The sequence below is a fragment of the Hydrogenophaga defluvii genome, assembly GCF_042665235.1.
Classification (GTDB): Bacteria; Pseudomonadota; Gammaproteobacteria; order Burkholderiales; family Burkholderiaceae_C; genus Hydrogenophaga; species Hydrogenophaga defluvii_A.
Genome location: NZ_JBHTBZ010000035.1, coordinates 63,972 through 90,254, shown reverse-complemented (window position 1 = coordinate 90,254; position 26,283 = coordinate 63,972). Strand labels below are relative to the sequence as shown.

Here is a 26,283-nt window from a genome sequence, read left to right as displayed (position 1 = left end):
AAAGCGGCCAACCGGGTCAGGTGGGGAACCAAGCAGCCCTAACTGTGGAGTCAGTGCCGGGGTCAAGGCTCGTCACCTTATTCATTCAACGCGCAGCTTCATCGCGCGATTTTTTGCACCACCGCAGCAAGGCCTCGCCCGCCACCCGGCCACTGGCCAGGCAGGCGCTCAGCAGGTAGCCTCCCGTGGGCGCTTCCCAATCCAGCATTTCACCGGCACAGCACACGCCCGGATGGGTGCTGAGCATCAAACCCTCGTCCAGCGCCTCCAGCCGCACGCCACCGGCCGTGCTGATGGCCTCGTCGATGGGCCGCGTGGCCACCAGGGTGATGGGCAGGTGCTGGATGGCCGCCGCGAGCTTTTGGTTGTCGTGCAGTTCGTCGGCCGACAGCACTTCGTGCAACAACGCCGTGTGCACAGCGCTCAGGTTGAGGCGGCTTTTGAGGTGGCTGGACAGCGAGCGTGAGCCGCGCGGGTGGGCCACTTCGCGGCGCACCCGCTCAGCATCCAAATCGGGGCGCAGGTTGAGAAACACGGTGGCGTGGCCATCGCGCGCGATGGTGTCGCGAATCAAAGCAGAAGCCGCGTAGACCAGGCTGCCTTCGATGCCGGTGGCGGTCAACACGAACTCGCCCTTGCGGCTGAAGTGCCGCCCTGCCCCGTCGTCCACCAACAAACCCACCGATTTCAAGGGCTGGCCGGCAAACCGCTCGCTCAAATGGGCACTCCAACCAGCGCGCCCGCGGACGGCGGCGTCGAAACCGCAATTGGCGGGCCGCAGCGGGGCCACGTCCACACCTTGAGCCCGCAGTGGCTCGGCCCAGCGGCCGTCTGAACCCAGCTTGGCCCAACTGCCGCCACCCACGGCGAGCAGCACCGCACGTGCGCGCACGGTCACTTCGCCCCCAGGACTTTGAAAACAGAGGTCCCAGGCGCCGTTGTTGACCGGTTGCAGCTGCCCGTCCCAATGGTGGCGCATGAACAACCGCACCGGCACGCCGCTGGCGGGGTGGCGCAGGCGGTGCAGCCAGGCGCGCAACAGCGGCGCAGCCTTCATGTCGGTAGGAAACACGCGCTGCGAGCTGCCCACAAAAGTGTCTATGCCCAGGCTTTGCGCCCAATCGCGGATGGCCTGCGGGCCAAAGGCCGCCAACCATCGCCCGCATTCGGGTGCGCGCTCGCCATAACGCCCCACAAAAGCGGGCAAATCTTCGGCATGGGTGAGGTTGAGGCCACCGATGCCGGCCAGCAAAAACTTGCGGCCCACGGTGGGTTTGGCGTCGAACAGGTGCACCGCCACACCGGCGGCGCTCAAGACCTCGGCCGCCATCAGCCCGGCCGGGCCACCGCCCACCACCACAACGGGCAGGCTGTTCACTTCTTCATTCATGCGGGGGAATACGGGTTCAGGGATTCATTTGAGGGCACGGCCACCTCGATACAACGCCCGTCGGCGGTGAGGAAAGCGGTGCGCACGTTGGCACCAGGCTGGGCCAGTGCGACCGCCTGAGCATAACGGGCCAGCTGTTCGCGCAACGCGGCCTGCCGCTCGGGGTGCGCGGCGGACTTGTGGTCCAGTACCCACCAGTGGCCGCTGGCGCGCTCGCGCACCAGACGGTCCAGGCGCATGACCTGGCCTTGGGCGTCCAGCAACTCCACCTCGTTGTCCCACCAGTCCAGGTGCTGGGCGTCCCAGGCCCAGGCGCCCTCGCCGGCCACCACGGCACGCGCTTGCTCCAGTGCCTGCCGGGCCTGGGCCAGGTCCAGATCGAACTCGCGCGCGACCGATGCCACGTGGGCCTCGGTCCAGTCAAAACCCTGGGCGGGCGTGGGACGCCACTGCAACAGGCGGTGCATGGCCTGCCCCAGGCGAGCGCTCACCGGGTTGTCGTCCAGCGGCTCGGCGGGCGGCGGCGTCCAATGGTGGGGCGGCAGTTCGGGCAGTGTGAAGGTGTCTGTGCCCGCGTGCGTTTCTGCCTGCGGGGTAGCGGCTGACACTGCGGCCGGCTCGCACACCGGCAAGAGACGCTTGAACCAACTGTTGCCGCTGTCGCCGTGTGGTGCGGTGGCTGACACCACCAGGCGCGTTTCAGCGCGTGTGCAGGCCACATACAGCGCGTTGAGCTCTTCCAAAGCACGCGCCGTTTGCTCACTGCCCAACAAATCGGCCGCACACGGCGGCGGCCGTTTTTCGCTGACAAGAAACACCAGGCGGCGCGGCGCGGCGTCTTCGCCCGGCCAATCCACCAGCACGCCCATGGCTTCGCCCTTGGGTGGCCGGGCATCGGTGTCGAGCAGCAGCACGGTGTGTGCCTCCAGCCCCTTGGCGCCGTGCACGGTGAGCAAGCGCACGGCGCCTGCGTGTTTGAGCACCGGCGCTTTGAGGCCCGGGGCCTTGAGGGCGCGCACCAACCGATAAGGGGTGAGGCACCGCCCACCATCCACCGCCAGCGCCTGGGTGAGCAAGGCTTGCAACTGGGCCAGCAGCGTCGGGCGCAAAGCGGCGGGTGTCTGGCGAGCGAACGCGGCCAGCACATCGCCGTCGCGGTAGATGGCGGCCAGGGCGTCGTGGGGTGGCAGTTGCCAGAGCCAGTCACGCCAGCGCGGCAGGCGTTCGGCGGCCAGACGCATGGGCTCGGGCAGCTCGGCAGGCGCCGCGTCGCACAGGGCCTGCCACCAAGAACCGTGCGGGCGGCCATCGCTGCCGCGCACGCGCTGAGCCAGTTGCACGAGGTCGTTGTCGCCCCAGCCAAACAACGGTGACTTGAGCGCGCGTGCCAGCGCCAGGTCTTGTGTGGGCGACACCAGCACGTCCAACAGGGCCACCACGTCTTGCACCGCTGGGACTTCGCTGAGGTCGCGCTTTTCGGGCTCCTCGCTGGGAATGCCGCGCTCACGCAATGCGTCGTGCAACCAGCCCAGGCGCTCGCGCTTGCGCGCCATCACCATGATCTCGCTGGGGTCCAGCGGCTCGGTGGCCAGCGTGTGGGCAATCCAGTCGGCCGCTTGCCGGGCCTCGTGGGCGCTCAGGCTGTCTTCGGCGCTGCGTTTGGCTGTGAGCAAGCTGTCGCGCCAGGCGTTGCCGTCCACGCTGTCGCTGCCGCGCTCGGGCCGGGGCACCACCGGCAGGCCCAGCACCTGGCCCTGCGCGCTGCTGTCGGTGCTGTGGGCACGGAACCCGCTGTACTCGCCCGCTGCTTCGGCGGCGCCCATCACAGTGTTGAGCGCACCCACCACGGCGGGCGCACAACGCCGGGTGTGGTCGCAGCTGAGCAGGGCACCGCCCAGGGCCTCGACCACAAAACGCTGGGCCGCGCGGAACACCTGGGGCTCGGCACGCCGGAAGCGGTAGATCGACTGTTTGGGATCGCCCACCAGGAACACGCTGGGCGCATCGCCCGAGCCGGCCCCGGCATAGGATGACAACCACGCGTACAAGGCCTGCCATTGCAGCGGGTTGGTGTCCTGGAACTCGTCGATCAGCAGGTGGCGCACCCGGGCGTCCAGGCGCTGCTGCATCCAGGGCGCCAGGCTGGGGTCGGACAGCAGGCGCAGGGCTGCCTGTTCGATGTTGTTCATGTCCACCCAGCCCCGCTCGCGCTTGAGTGCGGCGTAGCTTTGCAGCAGCGCGCGCGACAGCAGGGCCATGCGCCGTTGGTGTTGCCACCCCTCGTGCTGGCGGCTGGCGGCCAGCAGGCGGGCGAGTTCATCGCCGGCCGCCTGGGCGGCATCGAACTTGAGCAGGTTGTTGTTGAGCCGGTCGTCGGTGGCCACAAAAAAGGCCTTGCGCAACAGGGCCAGGCGCTGGCGCGCGTGGGCCTCGTCGTCGGGCAACAAGAAGGCATCGACCACCGCCTGGGCGGCCTTTTGCGGCGTCTTGTTCTTCTCGGCCCCCAGCGCCGTGGACCACGCGTGCCAGCGTGTGTGGGCGGCAGCGTCCAACAAGGCGTGCGCCGGATCGGCATAGGAGGCAAATTCAGGGAAGCGTTCGCCAAAAGGCACCACCGAAGCGTTCACTCGGCCCAAGGCATCGGCCAGCTCGAACTCGACCCGCTTGTTCAAGGCGGTGGTCAACGCCTTGAGCGTCTGGCTGCGGCCGTGGGTGGCCACGGCCTCGTGGAAGGCCTGCGACAAGGCCTCGTCGCCGGCCACGGTGGCAAAAAAACGTGGCCACACCAGGCGCACGGCCTGGCTGTCGTCTTCCAGCAGTTCGTACTGGGCCGGCAGTTGCAGTTCGGCCAACACCCCCAGCGGTGCGGCCCGCAGCAACGAGGCGAACCAGCTGTGGAAGGTTCGCACCTGCACCGGGCGGCCACCCTGTTGCAGGCGTTGTTGCAAGGCGCGCAGCGCTGGCACGCTGGCGGCGGCCTGTTCGGGCGTGAGCCCGCGCCACACCAGTTGCTGCGCCAGTTCGGCGTCGGACAGGTCAGCAAATTCGCGCAGCCAGGCCAGCAGACGCTGCCGCATTTCGCCGGCGGCTTTTTTGGTGAAGGTGATCGCCAGGATGTCTTGCGGCTCACAACCCGCGAGCAAGGCGCGCAGGATGCGCGACACCAGCATCCAGGTCTTGCCGGCGCCGGCGCAGGCTTCCACCGCCACGCTGCGCGCGGGGTCGCAGGCCACGCGGTAGAAGGCAGTGGCGTCGCTGAGCACGCCGTTGATGCGGTACGCGGGTTCGGTGGCCGTCGTGGCGACCTCGCCGCCGGGCCGCCCCAAGGCGAGGTCAGCCCCCTCGGGGGGCAGCGACCCGTGCAACGGTGGAGCGTGGGGGCTTGGGTTCATGTCCAGAAGTCTTTGCGGCACAGGCCACGGGCGGCGCAGAAGTCGCAGGCGCGGCCCTCGCCCAGTGCGGGCATGGGGGCGCCGGCGGCCACGCGGTCCATGTCGTGGGGCAGGCCTTCACGCAAGGCGTCGCGGGCGGCCAATACTTCGGTTTGTTCCAGCCACGCGGCGCCGGCCGCGCCTTCGCCCAGCGACAGGTAGGCGGCGCGCAGCGTTTCTTCGGGCAGCAGCGCGGCGTAGAAGGCGAGCTGCGTGTCTTCCATGGGGTGCTTGATGCGCTCTTCGGTGCTGGCGCGGGTCTCGGTCTTGTAGTCGATGACCACGGCCATCGCGCCTTCGGGGCTGGGCTGGCGGTCGATGCGGTCGAGCTGGCCGCGGATGCGCCAGCGCCCCAAGGTGGCCTCGCGGTCCACCTCGGCCACATCAAAACGCGGACCGGCCTGGCCCGGTCGTTCCTCGTAGCCGTGGAGCCAGCCCAGGTAGCCGTCGCGCATGCTGGGCCAGGCGGCTCGGAAGGGCAAAAAGGCGGCTGCGTCCAACCCCATCTCGGTGGCCACCTGTGTGGCCAGCGCGTCGATGGCGGCGCGGTCGCCGTCCACCTCACGCGGCTCGGGCCGTTGTTCGTGAAAGGCCTTGAGCACGCGGTGCAGCCAGTTGCCCATGTCGCGTTTGTCGGGCGCGTCGTCCAACTCGGGCAGTTCGCCCAAGCCCAACTGGCGCAGGGCAAAAAAGCGGTAGGGGCACTCGCGCAAGTCGCTGTAGGCGCTGGCCGAGAGGCTGGCGGGCAACAGACTCGGTGCGCTGGGCTGTGGGGGCGTCAACACCGTGCCGGTCAACGCACGGGGCACACGTGGGTCGGCCGCGTTCTGGTGGCCCAGCGTTTGTTGCGCCTGCTGCACCTGCACCACCCACGGGCTGGGCAACACGGGTTCGTCACCTTCGTGTTCGCGCCACAACACATGCACGCGGGGTTGGCACAACAGCTGGTCCCAGGCGGCGCGGGCCGAGGTGGCGAGTGCCTCGCGCCCGGGCAGGCCCAGCAGGCTGCGCTGGTCTGGCGTCCATTGGCCGGGTGGCTCCGGAGCGGCGCTCAGGTGAAGGTCGTCGCAGCCGGCGGCCACCACCGCGCCAAACGGGCGCGCCAACATCTGCGCCGTGGGCAACACCACCACGGGCGCACCCGGCGGCGACAAGGGCACAAAGTTGGCGGCCTCCAGCACGTCGCGCACCCAACTGGTGAATGCCGACAGACTCAGCTTGCGGGTGGCGGCCAGCAGCCAATCGGCGTGCACCGCCGCGCCGTCTTGGGGCAGCCAAAGCGCTTTGAGCACCGCCTGCCCAGCGCGGTCGGTGGCCAGCGCGTCCCACAGGCCCCAATGGCGCAGTTGGGCCGCGAGGTCGCGCAGCCAATCGGCCAGCCCACGTGGCGCCTGCAAGGCCTCGAAACAAGTTGCCATGCCTTCCGGTAGAGCCGCCAGCTGCGCTTCGCTGGCACACACCGCAGCCCAGCTGGCCATTTCGTCGCGGCGCCACCGGCGTTCTAAGCGGTCCACCTGGGCGCCCCGCCAGCAGGGCATGTGCTTGAAGGCGTCCAGCACCTCGTCGGTACTGGCGCGGGGTGAGCAGGCCCGCAGCACCGCCACCAGCCGGGCCGCCGCGTGGCTGGTGGACAAGCGCCAGCCAGTTTCGTCGCGCACGGGCAGGCCGGCGCCTTGCAGGTAGGCGCTGATGCGGCGGGTGAGCATACGGTCCTGTGCGGCCAGCGCCACAGGCGTGTGCCCCGCGGCGATCTCGGCCAGCACACAGGCGGCGGCACGCTGGGCTTCGTCCTGGGCGTCGGCGCAGCTGTGAAGCGCGACGTGGTCGACCGCCTGGTCTGCGACCATAGCCAGGGGCAGGCTCAGGCCCCGCTCGCCCCAGGCCGACACCAAGGCCTGCCCAAGGGGGTCGGGCAACATGCCCTGCAGCAGCACCAGCGCGTCCAGGCCCTGCCCTGGCAGAGCGTGTTGCCACACCACGTCGGTGGCAAAGCTGCTGTGCCCCACCCACTCCAGGGCCACCGCCTGCACCAGGCCCTCCCAGGCCGCCACACCACCAGGCAACAAACGGGCGAGCCCGTCCCGCTGCTGGCTGGCCCAGTCGGCACGAGATTCGGGGGGCACGGCACTCGCCAGCGGGGCGAGCTGGGCGGCCGCATCCAGCAGCTGTTCGACCAGGGCCGGCGCCAAGTCGGGTGGCAGGCGCCCACCGGCGGGCTGCTCCAGCAGGCGCTGGGCCAACACGCGGTTGCGCGCCGCGTCGGCGGTGTGGTCGAGTTCGCCGGGCTCATGGGGCCCCAGTTGCTGCGCCCAGTTGCGGGTGGTCTCGAAACGGGGCACAAAACCACCCTGGGCACCCACGTGCTCGCGCCAGGCCTGGCGGGCCTGGGCCATCAGTTGCGCGTAGGGCACCAGCACCAGGCTGCGCCCGGCGTGGGCATCGAAGCGCCGCAGGTGCTGCCGCATGGCCGACACCTGATCGACCCAGTGGCCCACAAGGCGGTTGGAGGGGCCCGCCAAGGGTGCCGTCATGGAAATACGCTTTCTGTCACAATGACGCCACTTTAACTGCTAGACACCTGCTCCCCAGAGGCAAAACCATGGCCAGCGACCTGATCAAACACGTGACCGACGACAGCTTCCAGACCGATGTGCTTCAGGCCAGCGGCCCGGTGCTGGTGGACTTCTGGGCCGAGTGGTGCGGCCCCTGCAAGATGATCGCCCCCATCCTCGACGAGGTGGCCGGCAGCTACAACGGCAAACTGCAGATCGCCAAGGTCAACGTGGACGACAACCGCGCCGTGCCGGCCCAGTTTGGCATCCGCGGCATCCCCACGCTGATCCTCTTCAAGGACGGCCAACCAGCCGCCACCAAAGTGGGCGCCTTGAGCAAGGCACAACTGACCGCCTTCATCGACCAGCAACTGGCCTGAGCGCCCTTCTGCGTCACCCCGCCCGGCCGCTGCTGCCGGGCGCATTTTTCCTGTCATAATTTCGACATCGCCGGCCAGCACATCCAAGCCTCGTCGCTGCCAGCCACCGTGCCGTGAGTCGGGACAACCCCGCTGCCTCACACCACTCCCCCGTTTTTTTCTGCACTCCCTCTCGGAGTCCACTCCATGCACCTGAACGAACTCAAGGCACTGCACGTGTCTGAAGTGCTCAAGCAAGCCGAAGCACTCGAAATCGAGAACACCGGCCGCATGCGCAAGCAAGAGCTGATGTTTGCCATCATCAAGAAGCGCGCCAAGGCCGGTGAGCAGGTTTTTGCCGATGGCGTGCTCGAAGTGCTGCCCGATGGCTTTGGCTTCCTGCGCAACATGGACACCAGCTTCACGGCGTCCACCGACGACATCTACATCTCGCCCAGCCAGATCCGCCGCTTCAACCTGCACACCGGCGACATGATCGAAGGTGAAGTGCGCACGCCCAAGGACGGCGAGCGTTACTTTGCGCTCAACAAGCTGGACGCCATCAACGGCCTCTCGCCCGAGCACAACAAGCACAAGGTGATGTTCGAAAACCTCACGCCGCTGTTCCCCAAGGAACAGATGAAGCTGGAGCGTGACATCAAGACCGACGAGAACATCACCGGCCGTGTGATCGACATCATTGCCCCCATAGGCAAGGGTCAGCGCGCTTTGTTGGTGGCACCGCCCAAAAGTGGCAAGACGGTGATGATGCAGCACATGGCCCACGCCATCGCTGCCAACCACCCGGAAGTGACGCTGATGGTGCTGCTGGTGGACGAGCGCCCCGAGGAAGTGACTGAGATGCAGCGCACCGTGCGCGGTGACGTGATCGCCTCCACCTTCGACGAACCGGCGGCCCGCCACGTGCACGTGGCCGAGATGGTGATCGAACGCGCCAAGCGCTTGGTCGAACTGAAGAAGGACGTGGTCATCCTGCTGGACTCCATCACCCGCCTGGCCCGTGCATACAACAACGTGCTGCCCTCTTCCGGCAAGGTGCTGACCGGTGGCGTGGACGCCAACGCCCTGCAGCGCCCCAAGCGCTTCTTCGGCGCCGCCCGCAACGTAGAAGAAGGCGGCTCGCTGACCATCATCGCCACCGCCCTGGTGGACACCGGCAGCCGCATGGATGAAGTGATTTTTGAAGAGTTCAAGGGCACCGGCAACTCCGAAGTCCACCTGGACCGCCGCCTGTACGAAAAACGCGTGTTCCCCTCCATCCAGCTCAACCGCAGCGGCACGCGTCGCGAAGAGTTGCTGCTGCAGCCCGAGATCCTGCAGAAGACCCGCATTCTGCGCCAGTTCATGTACAACATGGACGAGATCGAGGCGATGGAAATGGTCTTGAAGAGCATGAAGCAGACCAAGAACAACTCGGAGTTCTTCGAAATGATGCGCCGCGGCGGCTGAAAAATCAGTGCCCCACGCTCCGCCGCTACGCGGGTCGCTGCCCCCAAGGGGCTGGGCCTTGCTTGGGGCGGCCCGGCGCGGCGGCCAAAACGTCATATAATCCAACGCTTTGCTTAGCGGCAAGTACGGCGGAAACGGTTTTCGTCGCGGCTGTCGCACCTGAACAGAAAGAACCGCCATGAAAGAAGGCATTCACCCCAACTACCGCGAAGTCTGCTTCGTGGACCTGTCCAACGGCTTCAAATTCGTGACCCGCTCCTGCGCCAACACGAAAGAGATGATCAAGATGGAAGATGGCCGCGAACTGCCGCTGTACAAGCTGGACACCTCCAGCGAGTCGCACCCCTTCTACACCGGCACGCAAAAGAGCGTGGACACCATGGGTGGCCGCGTCGAGAAGTTCCGCAACCGCTTCGCCCGTGGCGGCGCCGCTGCCAAGTAATTTCTGCCCCACCGGGCCGAACACCAAAAAAGCCGGATGCGTCCGGCTTTTTTTGTGCCCGCTCTCACCGGTATATTGACGCCGTGAACCAACCCTCCCCCGCCATCGTCGCCCAGGCCGCCGTGCGCCGATTGCCACGCTTGGCCCTGCTGTTGTTCTGTCTGGCCTATCTGCTGCCCGGCTTCTTCGGCAGAGCGCCCTGGAAAAACGACGACGTGGCTGCTTTTGGCGTGATGTCGGGCATGGCGCAGGGTCAGATGTCGTGGTGGGAGCCGCAGATTTTGGGTCGGGCGCTGGAAACACCGGCCCTGCTGCCCTACTGGTTGGGCGCGTGGTCCATCCAGGCCCTTCCCTTCTTGTCGGCAGAAACCGCGAGCCGCCTGCCTTTCCTGGCGTTGCTGGCCTTGACGCTGGTGGGCACCTGGTACGCGGCCTACCAACTGGCGCGCCAGCCACAGGCGCAGCCGGTGTCCTTTGCCTTCGGCGGCGAAGCCAGCCCCACCGACTACGCCCGCACCCTGGCCGACGCGGCTTTGCTGGCGCTGATCGCCTGCCTGGGTTTGGCCCAGCTGTCGCATGAAACCACACCGGCCCTCGCCGGCCTGGCGTGTGCCGCATTGTTGGCCTATTCAAGCGCTCGCCTGGTCGCAGGTGATGCCCGGCAGCGGCGCAACGCCGCGCTGATGTGGGTGCTGGCCACCTGGGGCATGGCCTTTTCCGGCACGCCCATGCTGGCTGCCGCGCTGGGCCTGGGCCACCTGGGCCTGCTCATGCTGCTGGCCCGCCAGGTGTCACCCGCCCAAGCGGACCGTGCGGAGAACGCGCCTCCGTCCACAGGTCTGGTCATCGGTCTGACCTTCTCGACCATGGTGGCGGCGTGGACAGGCCTCACGGTGGTGAGCGTTGACCCCTTCGGCCGCTACTGGGGTCCCCCCGACAGTCTGGCGGACTGGCAAAGCCTGGCACGGCTGCTGGCCTGGTTCACCTGGCCCGCCTGGCCACTGGCACTGTGGACCTTGTGGCGCTGGCGCCGGCAGCTGCGCAGCCCCCACGTGGCGCTGCCGTTGTGGTCGGTGATCGCCCCGCTGGTGTCGAGCACCTTGCAGAACGGCAACGAACGGGCGCTGCTGGCCGCCCTGCCCGGCCTGGCCTGCCTGGCGGCGTTTGCTTTGCCCACGCTCAAGCGCAGTGTTTCGGCGCTGATCGACTGGTTTGCCCTGCTGTTTTTCACCAGCTGTGCGGCCGTCATCTGGGTCATCTGGCTGGCCATGATGACGGGCACCCCTGCCAAACCCGCCGCCAACGTGGCCCGCTTGGCACCCGGATTTGAACCCAGCTTCTCATTCGTCCTGCTGGTCCCTGCGCTGTTGGCCACCGCCGCCTGGGTGTGGCTGCTGGCCTGGCGCGTGGGCCGGCACCGCGCGGCGCTCTGGAAAAGCCTGGTGCTGCCCGCAGCCGGCAGCACCCTGTGCTGGCTGCTCCTCATGACACTGTGGCTGCCCTTGCTCGATCACGGCCGCAGCTACGGCCCGATGGCGCACCGCATGGCACAAGCGCTGAAAGAAGACAAAGGGTGTGTGTTGGTGCACGGCCTCACGCAAGGCCAGATCGTGGCGCTGCAACACCACGGTGGCCTTGCCCTGCAGCGGCTCAGCACCTCGGCCAATGGCTGCAATGCGCTGGTGGTGTCGCCGCAGGCCTTGACGGGCCTGAGCCAGCACGTGAGCCTGGCCGACTGGGACTTTGACCAAGCCGTGCCCCGCTTGAACGACCGCAAGGAAACCCTGCTGATCTACCGGCGCAACGACGCGTCCTCTGAGCCCTGAGACTCAGTCGGCCGTACCGTTCACGCGCACCCGCTGAGCGGGCACGGCAATCGTGAACACCGAGCCCTTGCCCAGCCTGCTGTCTATGCGCAATTGGGCGCCGTGCCGTTGCACCACATGTTTGACGATGGCCAGGCCCAGGCCCGTGCCACCCGTTTCACGCGAACGGCTGCGGTCCACGCGGTAGAAACGCTCGGTCAGGCGCGGCAGGTGTTCGGCCGCAATGCCCGGCCCGGTATCTGCCACCGCCAGTTCGGCGCCACCGTCTGGCAACAGGCGCCAACCGGCCGACACCTGCCCCCCCGCTGGCGTGTAGCGCACGGCGTTGCTGAGCAAGTTGGAGACGGCGCTGTGCCACTCGTTGCGGCTGCCCACCAAACGTGGGGCCGGCCCAAATACCCGCACCAGCACGTGCGAACCCTGCGCCAACACCTGCGACAAGGCACGCGCCTCGTCCATGGCGGTGTCGAGCAGCTCGCCGGCATCAAAACTCTCGCCCGTGCCCGGCACCGGGCTGCCCTCCAGGCGTGACAGCGTGAGCAGATCGTTCACCAGCGTCTGCATGCGTTCGGCCTGCTGCGCCATCAAGCCCAGATACCGCGCGCGGTCGGTTTCGTCCAGGGGCAGGTGCTGCATGGTCTCCACAAAGCCGCTGAGCACCGTCAGCGGCGTGCGGATTTCGTGCGACACATTGGCCACGAAGTCGCGTCGCATGGTCTCGGCCTGCTGCAACGCCGTCACATCGCGCGACAGCAGCAACATGCGGCCATCGGCATAAGGGTGAACCTGAACGGAAATGCGTTGCGGCGGCTCTTGCAGGTAATCGCGTCCGGGAATCTCGACCGGACCGGAAAAATCGCCTGCGCCCAGGTAGGCGGTGAAGCCGGGATCGCGCACGAGATTCTTGATGATTTGCTGCACATCGCGTTTGCCATCGATGCCCAGATGTTGTGCGGCGGTGAGATTGCACCAGACGATGTGCCAGCCGGCATCCAGCAGCACCACCCCGTTGGGTGATGCCTGCATGGCCTCCAGAAACTTCGCCAGCTTGGCTTCGCTGTCGGCCGCCTGCCGCGTGAGCTTGAGCAAGGCTTTGCGAGCCCGCTCCCCCACCTCGGCCCAGACGGCACCCACTGCGGGTGGTGTGCTGGGTTCGCCACGGCTGAGCCAGCGCAGCACCAGCCCCGCGCGCAGGTTGTCCAGCGCGACCCAGAGCAGCGCGCCCGCCACCGCACCACTGACAGCCAGCATCAGCGAACCCGTGTAGACACCCCAGCCGGCGCCCACCGACACCAGCGCCACCAACTCCAGCGTGCGACGGATCATGCGAGCCTGGTCATGTGGGCGATGCCGCCGCCTGCGGGCTGTCGGACGCAGCCACCTTGGCTCGCACGGACTGCACACTGAGGCGGTAACCGGCACCGCGCACGGTCTCGATCAGCGCGCCACCTTCACCCAGCGATTCGCGCAGGCGCTTGATGTGCACATCCACCGTGCGCTCCTCGATGTAAACGTGGTCGCCCCAGATTTTGTCGAGCAGGCTGGCGCGGGTGTGCACGCGCTCGGCGTGTTTCATGAGGTAGTGCAGCAGCTTGAACTCGGTCGGGCCGACCTTGAGTTCCTGGCCGTCGTAGCTGACGCGGTAGGTCGCGGCATCCAGCACCAGCGGGCCCACCTGGACCGAGTCGTTGACGATTTGCGGCGCGCGCCGGCGCAACACGGCGCGGATGCGCGCAAGCAGCTCTTGGGTCGAAAACGGCTTGGTGATGTAGTCGTCGGCCCCGGCGTCCAGGCCCTGCACCTTGTCCGACTCATCACTGCGTGCGGTGAGCATGAGGATAGGCACGGTTTTGGTCCGCTCGTGGCGGCGCCACTGGCGGGCCAGGCTGGCACCACTTTCGCCGGGCAACATCCAGTCGAGCAGGATGACATCGGGCAACACGGCATCGACCTCGCGCTGGGCGGCCTGGCCGTCAAACACCACGGTGGGTGCAAAGCCGTTGTGGCGCAGGTTGACGGCGATCAGTTCGGCGATGGCCGGCTCGTCCTCCACCACCAGCACACGGGGCAGCTTTCTCATTGGGCCAGCCTCTCCAGCGTTTCCATGGAGGTGTGGCGCACGTCCTCGCCCTTGACGATGTAGATGATGGACTCGGCGATGTTTTTGGCGTGGTCGCCCACACGCTCAATCGCCTTGGCCAGAAACAGCAGGTCCAGGCTGGGGGTGATCTTGCGCGGGTCTTCCATCATGTAGGTGATGAGCTTGCGCAGAAAGCCGTCGTACTCCACATCCACCGCGTCGTCGCCTTTGATGATTTCGATGGCCATGGCGGTGTCCAGGCGGGCAAAAGCATCCAGCGACTTGCGCATGAGCGCAGCGGCCAGGTCGGCCGCCAGGCGCAGTTCAGAGATGGGCAAGGAGCGCGGCGAGCCGTTCTCGATGATGGACTTGACCATGCGGGCGACCTTGGTCACCTCGTCACCAGCACGCTCCAGGTTGGAGGTGGTGCGCGAGATGGCCATGAGGAACCGCAGGTCGCGCGCCGTGGGTTGGCGCCGGGCGATGGTGGAGGTGATGTCGTGGTCGATCTCGCGCTCCATCTGGTTCACGCGGGCTTCGTTCTCGATCACTTGGTTGGCGGTCTCCAGGCTCAGGTGCACCAGCGCATAGAGTGCCTGGTGCAGCTGCGACTCGACCAGCCCCCCCATCTCCAGCACGCGGGTGGAGACGGTGTTGAGGTCGGCGTCGAACTGGCTGGAAAGGTGTTTGTCGGACATGCTGCAGGCTCCTCGTGTGGCGGGGTTCAGCCGAAGCGGCCGGTGATGTAGTCTTCGGTTTCGGTGCGCTTGGGCTTGAAGAAGATCTGCTCGGTGTCACCGAACTCGATCAGCTCGCCCAGGTACATGTAGGCGGTGAAATCGCTGCAGCGGGCGGCCTGCTGCATGTTGTGGGTCACGATGGCGATGGTGTAGTCGGCCTTGAGTTCGTGCACCAGCTCCTCCACCTTGCCGGTGGAGATGGGGTCCAGCGCGGAGGTCGGCTCGTCGAGCAGCAACACCGAGGGTTTGACCGCCACGCTGCGCGCGATGCACAGGCGCTGCTGCTGGCCACCAGAGAGCGACAGGCCGCTTTGGTTGAGCTTGTCCTTGACCTCGTTCCAGAGCGCGGCCTTGGTCAGCGCCCATTCCACACGCTCATCCATTTCGCTGCGGCTGAGGTTTTCGTACAGGCGCACGCCGAAGGCGATGTTGTCGTAGATGGACATGGGGAAAGGCGTAGGCTTCTGGAACACCATGCCAATGCGGGCCCGCAGCAGGTTCAAGTCCTGCTTGGCGTCGAGGATGTTTTGGCCGTAGAAGTTGATCTCGCCTTCGGCACGCTGGCCGGGGTAGAGGCTGTACATGCGGTTGAGCGTGCGCAGCAAGGTGGACTTGCCGCAGCCGGACGGGCCAATGAAGGCCGTGACCTTGCGCTCGGCGATGTCCATGCTGACATTGCGCAGCCCCTGGAACTTGCCGTAGAAAAAGTTCAGGTTGCGCACTTCCAGTGCGTTGCGGGTTTCAACAGTGGTGGCGGTCATGAGTGGGCCTTGAGCGTTGTGGGTTGGGCGCTCAGCGGGGAGCGCGGTCGCGGAAGAAGACCCGCGCCAGGATGTTGAGCAAAAGCACGGCCAGGGTGATCAGCAGCGCACCACCCCAGGCCAGGCGGATCCAGTTGTCGTAGGGACTCATCGCGAACTGGAAGATCACCACCGGCAGGTTGGCCATGGGTTTGCCCATGTCGGTGCTGAAGAATTGGTTGTTCAGCGCGGTGAACAGCAACGGCGCGGTTTCGCCGCTGATGCGGGCCACGGCCAGCAGCAGGCCGGTGATGACCCCGCTCTTGGCCGCGCGCAAGGTCACGAGGGTCGCCACCTTCCAGCGCGGCGCACCCAGGGCAAACGCCGCTTCGCGCAGGCTGCCGGGCACCAGGCGCAGCATGTTTTCGGTGGTGCGCACGACCACCGGAATGGCGATCAGCGACAGCGCGAGGCTGCCGGCGTAACCCGAGAAGTTGCCCACCGTGGCCACCGCAATCGCATACACGAACAGCCCAAGCACGATGGAGGGCGCCGACAGCATGATGTCGGTCACAAATCGCGTCAGCTCAGCGGTTTTGCTGGTGTCGCCGTATTCCGCCAGGTAGACACCGGCCAGGATGCCGATGGGGGTGGACACCAGCACGGTCAGGCCCAGCATCATGAGGCTGCCCACGATGGCGTTGCGCAAGCCGCCGCCTTCGGTGCCGGGTGCCGGTGTGTCCTGGGTGAACATCGCCCAGTCGAGCGCGGCAAAGCCGTTGCTGAAGAGGATAAAAAGAATCCACAGCAGCACGACGAGGCCCAGGCCCATGGCGCCCATGGACAGGGTCAAACCCACCGCGTTGGCACGGCGACGCTTGTTGTAGAGGGCTGGATTGAAGTCCATGTCAGAGACCTTTGGCCTTTTCGGCGCGCGAAATCATGATCTTGGCCAAGCTGAGCACCACAAAGGTGATGACAAACAGCAGAAAGCCCAGCGCGAACAGGGTGGAGAGGTGGAAATCGGCCGCCTCGGCAAATTCGTTCGCCAGGGTGGACGCGATGGAGGTGCCGGGCGAGAACAGCGAGGTGGGCAGCCGGTTGGCGTTGCCAATGACAAAGGTCACGGCCATGGTTTCACCTAAAGCGCGGCCCAGGCCGAGCATGATGCCGCCGATGACGCCCTTTTGGGTGTAGGGCAGGACGATGCGGCGCACCACCTCCCACGTGGTGCAGCCCAGGCCATAGGCGGACTCGCGCAGGATGGGCGGGACGATTTCAAACACGTCGCGCATCACGGCCGCAATGAAGGGCAGCACCATGAAGGCCAGGATGATGCCGGCAGCCATGATGCCCAGGCCCGTGGGCGCACCGCCCACCAGCCAGCCCACCAAGGGCATGCCACCCAGCAGTTCCTGGGCCGGCATCTGGATGTAATCGGCGAACAGCGGCGCAAACACGAACAGGCCGAACATGCCGTAGATGATGGACGGCACCGCCGCCAGCAGCTCGATGGCGGTGCCCAGCGGGCGGCGCAGCCAGGTGGGGCAGGTTTCGGTCAGGAACAGCGCGATGCCAAACGCCAGCGGCACCGCGATCAGCAAAGCGATGCCAGCGCTCACCAGCGTGCCCACGATGGCGATGGCCGCACCAAACTCCTCGTTAACGATGTCCCATTCGACATACCAGATGAAGCGCGCACCGAACTTGTGGAAAGTGGGCCAGGCGTTGATCAGCAGCGAGACGATGATGCCCAGCAACGCCAGCAGCACCACCAGCGAGAACAGCTGCGTGATGCGGTGAAAAAAGAAGTCCTGCAAGCGTTGCCGCCGGGCAATCTGCTGCATGCGTTCGCTGCCGTTGTCGGCCAGCACCGGGGGTGCGCTCATGGTGGTTTCCAGGCTCATTCCAGCTCCGTTCAGAGACTCACAACACCAACGCCCGCCGGCCACTGATTCAGGCCAACGGGCGCCGTTCCGGACGGAGACTTACTTGTTGTTGATCTGAGACCACACCTTGGTGCGGATCTCGTTGGTCAGCTTGTCGGGCAGCGGCACGTAGTCGAGGTCGATGGCGTGCTGCTTGCCGTTCTTGAAGGCCCAGTCAAAGAACTTGAGCACTTCAGCGCTTTCGGCTTTGTTGGTCGGCTCCTTGTACATGAGGATGAAAGACGCGGTCACCACCGGGTAAGCGGCATCGCCCGGCTGGTTCACCAGCGAGATGCCCATGCCAGGCGCCTTGGACCAATCGGCACCAGCGGCAGCGGCTGCAAAGGTGGCGTCATCGGGCATGACGAACTTGCCGTTTTTGTTCTGCAGCGCCATCACCGGAATGTTGTTCTTTTTGGCGTAGGCGTATTCCACGTAGCCCAGCGAACCCTTGACGCGCGACACGTTGGCGGCCACACCTTCGTTGCCCTTGCCACCCACCGAGGTCGGGGCAGGCCACTTGACGGCAGCGCCCTTGCCCACGGAATCAGCCCAGTCCTTGCTGACGCTGCTGAGGTAGTCGGTCCAGTTGAAGGTGGTGCCCGAACCGTCGGCGCGGTGCACCACGGTGATGGTGGTGTCGGGCAGTTTCTTGCCCGGGTTGAGTGCGGCCAGCTTGGGGTCGTTCCACTTGCTGATCTTGCCCATGAACATTTCGGCCAGCACGGGGCCGGTCACGTTCAGCTCACCCTTGCCAAAACCTTCCAGGTTGAACACCGGCACGGTACCGCCGATGATGGCGGGGAACTGCACCATGGCGTCCTTGTCCAGGTCTTCACCCTTGACGGGGGCGTCAGATGCACCAAAAGCCACGGTCTTGGCGCGGATCTGGCGGATGCCACCCGACGAGCCGATGGACTGGTAGTTCAGGCCGGTGCCGGTGGCGGCTTTGTAGGCCTCAGCCCACTTGGCGTAAATCGGGAAGGGGAAGGTGGCGCCAGCGCCGGTGATGTCGGCCGCGATGGCGGAGCCCATGGCCAGGGTGGCCAGAGCGGCGGCAGCGGCAGACTTGAGCAGGGTGCGTTTCGTGTTCATGAGAATCCTCAGGGTTGCGGATGAAAAACTGGCGACAACCGAGACTCTAGGGACGCATTGTGACGACATTGTGACAAGTTCGTGGCCGCCAGAAAACAGCTGTTTGACAGCCACAGCCGTCAGCCCGACGCCACGGCCATGCGTCACAATGCCCTTCTTTTCAGGGAACGCGGAGCGCTGCGCTTCGCCACAGCATGCAAAACGGAACCTTATTGGCCGCTGTCGACCTGGGCTCGAACAGCTTTCGACTTGAAATTGGCCGCTTTCACTCGGGCCACATCGAACGCGTCGAATACCTCAAGGAAGCCATACGCCAGGGCAGCGGGCTCGACGAAACCCGCGCCCTCACCCCCGCCGCCATGCAGCGCGGCTGGGACTGCCTGGCCCGTTTTGGCGAGCGCCTTCAGGGGTTTGGCAAACACCAGGTGCGCGCCGTGGCCACCCAAACCCTGCGCGAAGCCCGCAACCGCGACGAATTTCTGGGGCGCGCCCAGGAACTGTTGGGTTTCCGCATCGAGGTCGTGTCGGGCCACGAAGAAGCCCGGCTGATCTACCAGGGCGTGTCGCGCCTGCTGCCGCAGTCCGACGAACACCGCCTGGTCATCGACATCGGCGGGCGCTCCACCGAGATGATCCTCGGCCAGGGCTTCAATGCCCTGCGCATGGAGTCGTTCCGGCTGGGCAGCGGCTCGTGGTCGCTGCGGTATTTCCCCGGTGGTGAGTTCACGGCCGAAGGCTTTCGCACCGCAGAGGTGGCGGCCAAAGCCGTGCTCGATGAGGCGGTCCACACCTTTGCCAAGGACTTGTGGAGCGTGGCCTACGGCTCCTCGGGCACCGTGGGGGCCGTGGCCGAGCTGCTGGCCAACAACGGCTGGCCGGCCGGTGTGGTGGGGCGTGCCGGGCTGGATTGGCTACAAACCCGCCTGTTGCGCGCCGGCCATGCCGACCAGCTCAAGCTCGAAGGCCTGCGCGATGACCGCAAGGCCGTCATCGGCGGCGGCGTCAGCGTGCTGCGCGCCATCTTCGACCTGTTCGAACTGGACCAGCTGCTGCCCGCCCAAGGCGCACTGCGCCAAGGCGCCCTCTACGACCTGATTGCCCGCGAGGCCGATGACACCGACGTGCGCGAACGCACGGTGGGCTGGCTGGCAAGCCGCTTCTCGGTGGACGTGGACCAGGCCGAACGGGTGTGCGCGCTCAGCGTGACTTTGTTTGAGCAAATCGCTTCGCCCGACCCGCTGGCCGGCCGGTTTTCGGCCAAGCTGGCCTGGGCCGCGCGCCTGCATGAGATCGGCACCCACATCTCGCACAGCGACGCCCACCACCACGGCGCCTACATCCTCGACCACGTGGATGCCCCTGGCTTCTCCCTGCCCGAGCTCCACCGCATGAGCCAGCTGGTGCTGGGCCAGCGCGGCAAGCTGCGCAAGATGGAACAGGCCCTGGACGACGAGTTGTTTGCCAAACAGCTGCTGTGCCTGCGCTTGGCGGTGCTGTTGTGCCACGCGCGCAAAACACCCGACACCAGCACGCTCAAACTGGCCTACAAAGGCGGCCATTTCCGCCTGACCGCCAGCAGCGACTGGGCCAAACGTTTCCCGCAATCGGCCTGGCTGCTGCAGGAGGAAGAAGCCGCATGGCAAAAAACCCGTTGGAAGTTCTCGCTGGAATTGAAGTGACCGGCACACATAAACCGTATATACGGTTTACACTGTTTACCGCTTTCATTTGTTCCAGAACCATCTGCCCATGACCACCACGCCTCAAGCGCCAGCCAAAAAGGCCGCCACCCCTACCGCTGCCAAAAAAGTGGCCACACCGCCTGCCGCCCGCAAAGCCCTGGCCAAAGCCGTGCCCGCGCCCAAGCCTGTGGTCAAAGCCGCCCAGGTGCTTGTTGCGGTTGAGGCACCGGTCAAGGCCAAAAAGCCCAAGCTGGTGCGCGACAGCTTCACTATCCCCAAAAACGAATACGAAGCCATCGCCTCGCTCAAGGAGCGCGCCTTGAAGCAAGGCGTGAGCATCAAAAAAAGCGAGCTGTTGCGTGCTGGCCTGATGACGCTGGCCTTCATGCCCGACGCCGCTTTTGCCAAGGCCTTGGCCGACGTGCCCACCCTGAAAACCGGACGGCCGGCGGCCAAAAAGGGCAAATAAGCCGGCGCTGGCTTACTGCAATTCGGGTGTCTGAACCGTCACCACCACGGTCTGCTTGACGCCCTCGCGCTCGCGTTGGCGCAGCCACCACACCGCGCCCTTGCGCACCGCACAATCGGGCTCCTGAAGGCCCAGCAGCTGTGCAATCACCCGGCCCAGCGCGGGCTGGTGGCCCACCACCAGGGTGGCCCCCTTGATGTGGGGCCACTGCACCAGTTGCAGCAGTTGCTCGGGCGTGCCATCCGGCGACAGTTCATCGCGCAGGCGGTATTTGCGGCCCAGGGCCACCACGGTTTGCTCGGTGCGCACCGCCGGGCTGGCGTAAATGCGTGCGCCATCAGGCAACTGCCGATCGAGCCAGCTGGCCATGCGGCTGGCCTGCTTTTCGCCCTTGGGTGTGAGGCGGCGCGCCAGATCGCCACCCAGCTCCAGCTCGTCTTCGGCTTCGGCGTGGCGCCACAGAATCAGGTCCATATCGATCTCCGTCCGCGGTCAGCCCTTGCTGCCGTAGCGTTGCATCAGCGACACCTGGGCCGAATGGTGTGCCGCCGCCCTGCCCTTGGCCGTGGTGCCCGCCTGCGCGCGCACATACTGGCCGTCAGGCTGCAGCAACCAGGCATCGCGGGTGTCGTGCAGGTAGGCGCTGAGGCACTCGTCCATGATGCGCTGGCGCAATGTCGGATCGGACACCGGCCAGGCCAGCTCCACCCGGCGCAGCATGTTGCGGTTCATCCAGTCGGCGCTCGACAGCCAAAGGGCCTCGTGGTCACCGACGCGGAAATAGAACACCCGCGAATGCTCCAGAAAACGCCCAATGACCGAACGCACCCGCACCCTGTCGCTCACACCGGGCAGCTGGGCCGGCAGGATGCAAGCGCCGCGCACAATCAGATCGATCTCCACGCCCTGCTGCGAGGCGTGGGCCAAGGCGCGCGCCAGCGGCTCATCGGTCAACGCGTTCATCTTGACGATGATGCGGGCCGGGACCCCTTTGGCGGCCTGCTGGGCCGCCGATTCGATGGCATCGATCATGGCCTTGTGCAAATGAAATGGCGCGATCAGCACCTTGTTCAGTTTGGGCAGTCGGTTCTGGCTGGCGAGGTGTAAAAACACCTGGTCCAGATCGTGGGTCAGGGCCTCGTCGGCGGTGAGGTAGCTCAGGTCGGTGTAGAGGCGGGCGGTGCCCGGGTTGTAGTTGCCGGTGGACAGGTGGGCGTAGCGCTTGAGCCCGCCCGCCTCGCGCCGTGTGATCAACATCATCTTCGCGTGGGTCTTGAGGCCCACCACCCCATACACCACCTGCGCGCCCACCGATTCCAGACGCTCGGCGTAGTTGATGTTGGCCTCTTCGTCGAAGCGGGCCTTGAGTTCCACCACGGCGGTCACTTCCTTGCCCCGGCGCACGGCTTCGCGCAGCAGCTCCATCAGCTCGGAGTTGGAGCCGGTGCGGTAAATGGTCTGCTTGATGGCCAGCACATCGGGGTCGTGCACCGCCTCACGCAGCATGGCCAGCACGGCATCAAAGCTCTCAAAGGGCTGATGAATCAGGACATCGCCCTGCTGCAATCGGTCAAAAAACGACTGGCCAGGCACCAGTTGCACCGGCCAGCCGGGGTTGTAGCGCTCGAAGCGCAAGGCGGGTGCGTCCACCAGGTCGATGAGCTGCGTCATGCGCACCAGGTTGATGGGGCCATGCACGCGGTACAGCGCCTGCGGCGGCAGCTCGAACTGCTGCAACAAAAAGTCCGACAAAAACTCTGAGCAACCTGCCGACACCTCCAGGCGCAGTGCCTGGCCGTAGTGGCGTTGCTGCAGGCCTTTGCGCAAGGCGGTGCGCAGGTTTTTCACCTCTTCCTCGTCCACCGCCAGGTCAGAGTGGCGGGTGACGCGGAACTGCGCAAATTCCGTGACTTGACGGCCCGGAAACAGATCGGACAGGTGGGCGCGCACCACGCTGGAGATCGAAACAAAGTGGCTTTGTTTGGAGCCCTTGACGCTGGGCATGCGAAAGAACCGCGCCAGCACACGCGGCACCTTGACGATGGCGATCTCGTTCTCGCGGCCAAACGCATCGCGCCCCGACAGCCGCACGATGAAGTTGAGCGACTTGTTGGCCACCTGCGGAAACGGGTGTGAGGGGTCCAGCCCCACCGGTACCAGCAAGGGCTGCACCTCGCGCACAAACAGATCGCGCACCCAACGGCGCTGGCGCGGGTTGCGTTCGCTGTACGACACGAGTTTGATGCCGCGTTTTTCCAGCAGCGGCAGCACCTCGTTGTTGTAGATGGCGTACTGCTCGGCCACCAGCTGTTTCACCCGCTCGGTGATGGCCAGGTAGGTCGAGGCGGTGGCCGGGCCACGCTGTTCGTTGATCTGGTAGGCGCTCAGGTGGGGGGCGGCCCGCACCTCGAAAAACTCATCCAGGTTGGACGAGACGATGCACAGGTAGCGCAGCCGCTCAAGCAGAGGGATCTCCGAACGCCGCGCCCAGTCCAGCACCCGCAGATTGAACGCCAGAATGCTGTGGTCGCGGTCCAGGAACGGGATCTTGTGGTGTGACGTCGGGGCGGAGGTGGTCATGGGCTGGCGTGAACCGGAGCAACGGGTGTTGCTTTCATTATTTAACGGTCACATGACGTTTATGTGACATCGCCACGACAAACAGTCACGCAGCCGATACCCCACTGTCATGTGGCGGCGGCGTGGGCCGGTGCCACACGGGGCGCCAGCCCTTGGGGCGCCCAGTACCGCAGCTCCAGCCGGCCATCCGCATGCTCCACCAGCGCGCTCAGGCTTTCCACCCAGTCGCCGTCGTTGCAGTACAGCGTGCCGTCGATGTGGCGCATTTCGGGCCGGTGGATGTGGCCACACACCACGCCGTCCAGGCCCCGGCGACGGGCCTCGGCTGCCACCGCCTTTTCAAACTGTGTGACGTAGTTGAGCGCCTGTTTGACCTTGTGCTTGAGGTATTGCGACAGCGACCAATAGGGCAAACCCAGCCGCGCCCGCAACGAATTGAGGTGGCGGTTCAGGCGCAAGGTGAGTTCGTAGAGGTTGTCGCCCAGGTAGGCCAGCCATTTGGCGCACTGGATGACACCATCGAAATGGTCGCCGTGCACCACCCACAGGCGCTTGCCGTCGGCGGTGGTGTGCACCGCCTCGTGCACCACCTCCACGCCACCAAAGTGGTGGCCGGTGAAGTGGCGGGCAAATTCGTCGTGGTTGCCCGGCACAAACACCACGCGACAACCCTTGCGGGCGCGTTTGAGCAGCTTTTGCACCACGTCGTTGTGGCTCTGGGGCCAGTACCAGCGGCGACGCAACTGCCAGCCGTCAATGATGTCGCCAACCAGGTACAGGGTTTCGCTCGGGTGGTGCTTCAGGAACTCCAGCAGCGGCCCGGCCTGGCAGCCCGGCGTGCCCAGGTGCAGGTCGGAAATGAACACCGCGCGCAGGAGTGGCTGGGACGGTTCCTCGCCCTCTGCCGCATCTTCTCCCTGGGCCACTCCGGGGCTGCGGGGCGAAGCCGCTTTGGCGCCCCCACGGCCAGTATCTGCCCAGGTGCGCGACATGGCCTCGAAGGCGTGTGGGCCGACACGCATCAGACGCCCAGAAAGTGCTTGCGGTAGCGGGCCGGCAAATCCTGGATACGCATCATCATGGGCAGGTCGGCGGCGTTGAAGTCGGGGTCCCAGGCGGGCGCGCCCAGCACCTTGGCGCCCAGGCGCAAATAGCCCTTGATGAGCGCTGGCGGCTCCACGTCCAGTGTGTCGTCGAGCTGTTCCACCGGCAGCGGCAGGCGCGGGCGCACGTGGTATTCGATCGACGCCAGGTGGGTGCTGCGCAACTGGCGCCAGATGCTGGCCGCCGCGTGGCCGCCGCCCACCATGCCGTGGGGGCCCTCGTGCTGCATGGGGATGCTGGCGCAGCCGATCATGGTGTCAAGCTGGTTGCGCACCATGAACTCGGCCAGCGCGCCCCACAAGGCCATGATGACGCCGCCATGGCGGTGGTCCTTGTGCACACAACTGCGGCCCAGCTCCACCATGCGCTCGCGCAGGGCGCGCAGGCGGGTGAGATCGAACTCGGTGTCGCTGTAGGTGCTGCCCACGCGCTGGGCCTGGGCCGGGGTGAGCACGCGGTAGGTGCCCACGACCTGGCCGTGGGTGGTTTCGCGCACCAACAGGTGTTCGCAGTAGTCGTCAAACAGGTCCACATCGTGGCCAGGCACGGTCTTGGGCAGGCGGGCGCCCATCTCGTCGGCAAAAATGCTGTACCTCAGACGCTGCGCCTCACGAACTTCATCCAGATGGCGCGCCCACGAGACCTCAATCCCTGCGGCGGCACGGACGGGCTGAGCACCGGGGACCAGCGCTTGAAACGGATGAAGTGACCCCCGTGGCAGTTGCAGGGGTGAAAAATCCATGGTGGGGGTGGGCAGCTCTTTCATCGCAGGCTCCTGGTCGATGTGTGTTGTCTTTTGTCTTCACACATTCTTCAAAGCCGCCATGACCCACACATGGCAATTGCATGACATCAGCGTGACAGCAGCCCCGCACACACGCCGCGCATGAAGGCCAGCGGCCCCGCCGGCACTGCAAGCTGACTCAGCCACAGCACACACTGGCGCAGATCGCGCTGGCGGCCTTCGTCCAGCTGGGCCCTACCGGCGTCCTGCTGCCAGCGAAGCGCTCGCCGCTTGGGCAAAACGCTGGCAAACGCCTCGGCACCGTAACGCAAGCGCTTGGCGCGCAGGCGCAGGGCGTGCCGTTCGGCATCGCTGTGGGCCGTCTTGCCCAACTGCGTCAGGCGCTTGTGTTGCCGGCGCAGGCGCTGGGCCACCCAAGCGGGCCAGTGGTCGGCATCGGTGGCCTTGGTTTCCTGGCCCTCAGCATGTGCGGGCAACGGGGCCACAGCGGCCAGCCATTCGCCCCACACCAACCAGCCCTGGCCGGTGGCCGGATCGGCCAAACGCAATCGCATCGCGGCGGCCACCTGTGCGCGGGCCACACGCACCGCCTCAAGCACGGTGTCCCATTCGGCCTGGCGTTGCGGGTCGCCGTCCACGTAGGCCTGGGCCACAGCGGGCAAGGTGTCGGTGAGCATCACATCAAGCTCGCGCACCGGACCGGTGGCCTGCCAGAAGGCGCGCAACGCTGGCGTGGCAGGCGCCGCGCCCAACAGCGGCCTGAGCAAGCGCGTGGTGCTGCGCAGCCGCCGCCAACCCACCCGCGCCTGGTGCAACGGCTCGGGTTCATCGCTGTGCGTCAACAAGGCGGCGTTGCGCAGGGTCTGGTCCCACATCTCGGCGAGCACGCCCGTCAGGACCGCCGGCAAGCGCATCTGTCCCGACAACGCTGCTGGACGCGCGCGGGTGGGCAACGCGGCCTCATCGCGGGCCAACGCGTAGCCACGCTCGGCCTTGCTGGCCTGACCCGGCAACACCGCCACCGCTGCGGCGAGCCGGTGGGCCAGCGCGTGCAAGGCCTCGGGCGGGCCGGATTTGAGTTCCAGCTCCAGCTCACAAATGGGCGCACGCCGTCCGCCGGCCACGATCTCGCCCACGTCCAAGGCCACCTCGATCACACTGCCACCGCGCAAGCGCAGCCACCACAGCGTGCGGGTGCACGATGTCACAAAAGTGGGGGCCAGCTGCGGCCACAGCGTGCCGTCGGGATCCAGTGTGGACCAAGGCGTGCCTTGCAGCGCCGACAGACGCGGTGTGGCGCTGCGCAACGTGGCCTCCCACTCGCCGCGCTGGCTCAGGCCGCCCACGGACGTGCCGGCGGTTTTGAGGGTGAGAATCCACAACTCGCTGGGTGGCTCGCCGGTGGTCTGGCGGCGCACCCGCAAGGCCACCTTCTGCCGCCGCAAGGCCTGGTCGGGCGTGTCGTAGTACACGTTGTGCAGTTGCTGCACCTGCCGGGGCCGGCGGCGCAAGGCGGGATGGCGCGCGAGCTGCTCGGCGATGCGCGCAGCGTCGGCGCCGGGCAGCAACAGCTTGAGTTCGGTTTCAGACATGGCCCGCATTGAAGCACCATTCGGTGACACGCCGAATGACGCGATGCGCTTCGTTATA

The 26,283-nt window shown here is 66.2% G+C and carries 21 protein-coding genes; 6 read left to right on the top strand and 15 right to left on the bottom strand.

The features are described from left to right. Positions 1 to 85 precede the first annotated feature (85 nt). Genes ACFQU0_RS13260 through ACFQU0_RS13250 form a run of 3 tightly spaced genes read right to left on the bottom strand, consistent with a single transcriptional unit; the run spans position 86 to position 7,352 of the window. Positions 86 to 1,390 carry a TIGR03862 family flavoprotein gene (locus ACFQU0_RS13260; protein WP_382201543.1) on the bottom strand — a complete coding sequence of 435 codons (1,305 nt, stop codon included), beginning with the start codon at positions 1,388 to 1,390 and terminating at the stop codon, positions 86 to 88. Then, positions 1,387 to 4,782 (bottom strand): UvrD-helicase domain-containing protein, encoded by a 3,396-nt coding sequence (locus ACFQU0_RS13255; protein WP_382201541.1) that lies wholly within the window; start codon positions 4,780 to 4,782, stop codon positions 1,387 to 1,389. The genes ACFQU0_RS13260 and ACFQU0_RS13255 overlap by 4 nt, the downstream gene beginning before the upstream one ends. Next, positions 4,779 to 7,352 carry a PD-(D/E)XK nuclease family protein gene (locus ACFQU0_RS13250; protein WP_382201539.1) on the bottom strand — a complete coding sequence of 858 codons (2,574 nt, stop codon included), beginning with the start codon at positions 7,350 to 7,352 and terminating at the stop codon, positions 4,779 to 4,781. The genes ACFQU0_RS13255 and ACFQU0_RS13250 overlap by 4 nt, the downstream gene beginning before the upstream one ends. Before the next feature lie 68 nt (positions 7,353 to 7,420). On the opposite strand from ACFQU0_RS13250, the gene trxA reads away from it, so the two are divergent. The 4 genes from trxA to ACFQU0_RS13230 all read left to right on the top strand — a co-directional run bounded on the left by trxA (position 7,421) and on the right by ACFQU0_RS13230 (position 11,470). Continuing rightward, on the top strand, positions 7,421 to 7,753 hold the full coding sequence (gene trxA, locus ACFQU0_RS13245) for a thioredoxin TrxA (RefSeq protein ID WP_382201537.1): 333 nt from the start codon (positions 7,421 to 7,423) through the stop codon (positions 7,751 to 7,753). Between the two features lie 186 nt (positions 7,754 to 7,939). After that, positions 7,940 to 9,202, top strand: coding sequence for a transcription termination factor Rho (gene rho, locus ACFQU0_RS13240; protein WP_382201535.1), 1,263 nt, complete (start codon positions 7,940 to 7,942; stop codon positions 9,200 to 9,202). 178 nt (positions 9,203 to 9,380) lie between these two features. Then, positions 9,381 to 9,644: a type B 50S ribosomal protein L31 gene (locus ACFQU0_RS13235; RefSeq protein WP_382201533.1), complete on the top strand. Its 264-nt coding sequence runs from the start codon at positions 9,381 to 9,383 to the stop codon at positions 9,642 to 9,644. An 83-nt stretch (positions 9,645 to 9,727) separates the two neighbouring features. Next, positions 9,728 to 11,470 (top strand): hypothetical protein, encoded by a 1,743-nt coding sequence (locus tag ACFQU0_RS13230; protein ID WP_382201531.1) that lies wholly within the window; start codon positions 9,728 to 9,730, stop codon positions 11,468 to 11,470. A gap of 3 nt (positions 11,471 to 11,473) precedes the next feature. Here the strand turns inward: ACFQU0_RS13230 and phoR are convergent, their stop codons facing one another. From phoR to pstS, 7 genes are all read right to left on the bottom strand, one after another. Then, positions 11,474 to 12,796 carry a phosphate regulon sensor histidine kinase PhoR gene (gene phoR, locus ACFQU0_RS13225; protein WP_382201529.1) on the bottom strand — a complete coding sequence of 441 codons (1,323 nt, stop codon included), beginning with the start codon at positions 12,794 to 12,796 and terminating at the stop codon, positions 11,474 to 11,476. Between the two features lie 10 nt (positions 12,797 to 12,806). Then, positions 12,807 to 13,550, bottom strand: coding sequence for a phosphate regulon transcriptional regulator PhoB (gene phoB, locus ACFQU0_RS13220; protein WP_382201527.1), 744 nt, complete (start codon positions 13,548 to 13,550; stop codon positions 12,807 to 12,809). Continuing rightward, positions 13,547 to 14,248 (bottom strand): phosphate signaling complex protein PhoU, encoded by a 702-nt coding sequence (gene phoU / locus ACFQU0_RS13215; RefSeq protein WP_382201525.1) that lies wholly within the window; start codon positions 14,246 to 14,248, stop codon positions 13,547 to 13,549. Before phoU ends, phoB begins: the two co-directional genes overlap by 4 nt. 26 nt (positions 14,249 to 14,274) lie before the next feature. Continuing rightward, complete coding sequence (gene pstB, locus ACFQU0_RS13210) at positions 14,275 to 15,051, bottom strand: phosphate ABC transporter ATP-binding protein PstB (protein ID WP_382201523.1); 777 nt, start codon at positions 15,049 to 15,051, stop codon at positions 14,275 to 14,277. 31 nt (positions 15,052 to 15,082) lie between these two features. Then, positions 15,083 to 15,937, bottom strand: coding sequence for a phosphate ABC transporter permease PstA (gene pstA / locus ACFQU0_RS13205; RefSeq protein ID WP_382201522.1), 855 nt, complete (start codon positions 15,935 to 15,937; stop codon positions 15,083 to 15,085). 1 nt (position 15,938) lies between these two features. After that, complete coding sequence (gene pstC, locus ACFQU0_RS13200; RefSeq protein ID WP_382201520.1) at positions 15,939 to 16,919, bottom strand: phosphate ABC transporter permease subunit PstC; 981 nt, start codon at positions 16,917 to 16,919, stop codon at positions 15,939 to 15,941. 99 nt (positions 16,920 to 17,018) lie between these two features. Then, complete coding sequence (gene pstS, locus ACFQU0_RS13195) at positions 17,019 to 18,053, bottom strand: phosphate ABC transporter substrate-binding protein PstS (protein ID WP_382201518.1); 1,035 nt, start codon at positions 18,051 to 18,053, stop codon at positions 17,019 to 17,021. A 194-nt stretch (positions 18,054 to 18,247) separates the two neighbouring features. Between pstS and ACFQU0_RS13190 the strand changes: the two genes are divergently transcribed. Beyond that, positions 18,248 to 19,732, top strand: coding sequence for a Ppx/GppA phosphatase family protein (locus tag ACFQU0_RS13190; RefSeq protein ID WP_382201516.1), 1,485 nt, complete (start codon positions 18,248 to 18,250; stop codon positions 19,730 to 19,732). Between the two features lie 70 nt (positions 19,733 to 19,802). Then, positions 19,803 to 20,204, top strand: a complete 402-nt coding sequence (locus ACFQU0_RS13185; protein ID WP_382201514.1) for a hypothetical protein — start codon at positions 19,803 to 19,805, stop codon at positions 20,202 to 20,204. Positions 20,205 to 20,216: 12 nt separating this feature from the next. On the opposite strand, the gene ACFQU0_RS13180 is transcribed toward ACFQU0_RS13185, so the two are convergent. From ACFQU0_RS13180 to ACFQU0_RS13160, 5 genes are all read right to left on the bottom strand, one after another. Beyond that, positions 20,217 to 20,678, bottom strand: a complete 462-nt coding sequence (locus ACFQU0_RS13180; RefSeq protein ID WP_382201512.1) for a SixA phosphatase family protein — start codon at positions 20,676 to 20,678, stop codon at positions 20,217 to 20,219. Between the two features lie 18 nt (positions 20,679 to 20,696). Then, positions 20,697 to 22,784: a polyphosphate kinase 1 gene (ppk1, locus tag ACFQU0_RS13175; RefSeq protein ID WP_382201510.1), complete on the bottom strand. Its 2,088-nt coding sequence runs from the start codon at positions 22,782 to 22,784 to the stop codon at positions 20,697 to 20,699. Positions 22,785 to 22,891: 107 nt separating this feature from the next. Beyond that, on the bottom strand, positions 22,892 to 23,806 hold the full coding sequence (locus tag ACFQU0_RS13170) for a UDP-2,3-diacylglucosamine diphosphatase (protein ID WP_382201508.1): 915 nt from the start codon (positions 23,804 to 23,806) through the stop codon (positions 22,892 to 22,894). Next, positions 23,806 to 24,654, bottom strand: coding sequence for a GNAT family N-acetyltransferase (locus ACFQU0_RS13165; protein WP_382201506.1), 849 nt, complete (start codon positions 24,652 to 24,654; stop codon positions 23,806 to 23,808). Before ACFQU0_RS13165 ends, ACFQU0_RS13170 begins: the two co-directional genes overlap by 1 nt. Before the next feature lie 86 nt (positions 24,655 to 24,740). Beyond that, a complete protein-coding gene (locus tag ACFQU0_RS13160; protein WP_382201504.1) occupies positions 24,741 to 26,225 on the bottom strand; it encodes a CYTH and CHAD domain-containing protein in 1,485 nt (494 codons plus the stop codon). Positions 26,226 to 26,283 lie beyond the last annotated feature (58 nt).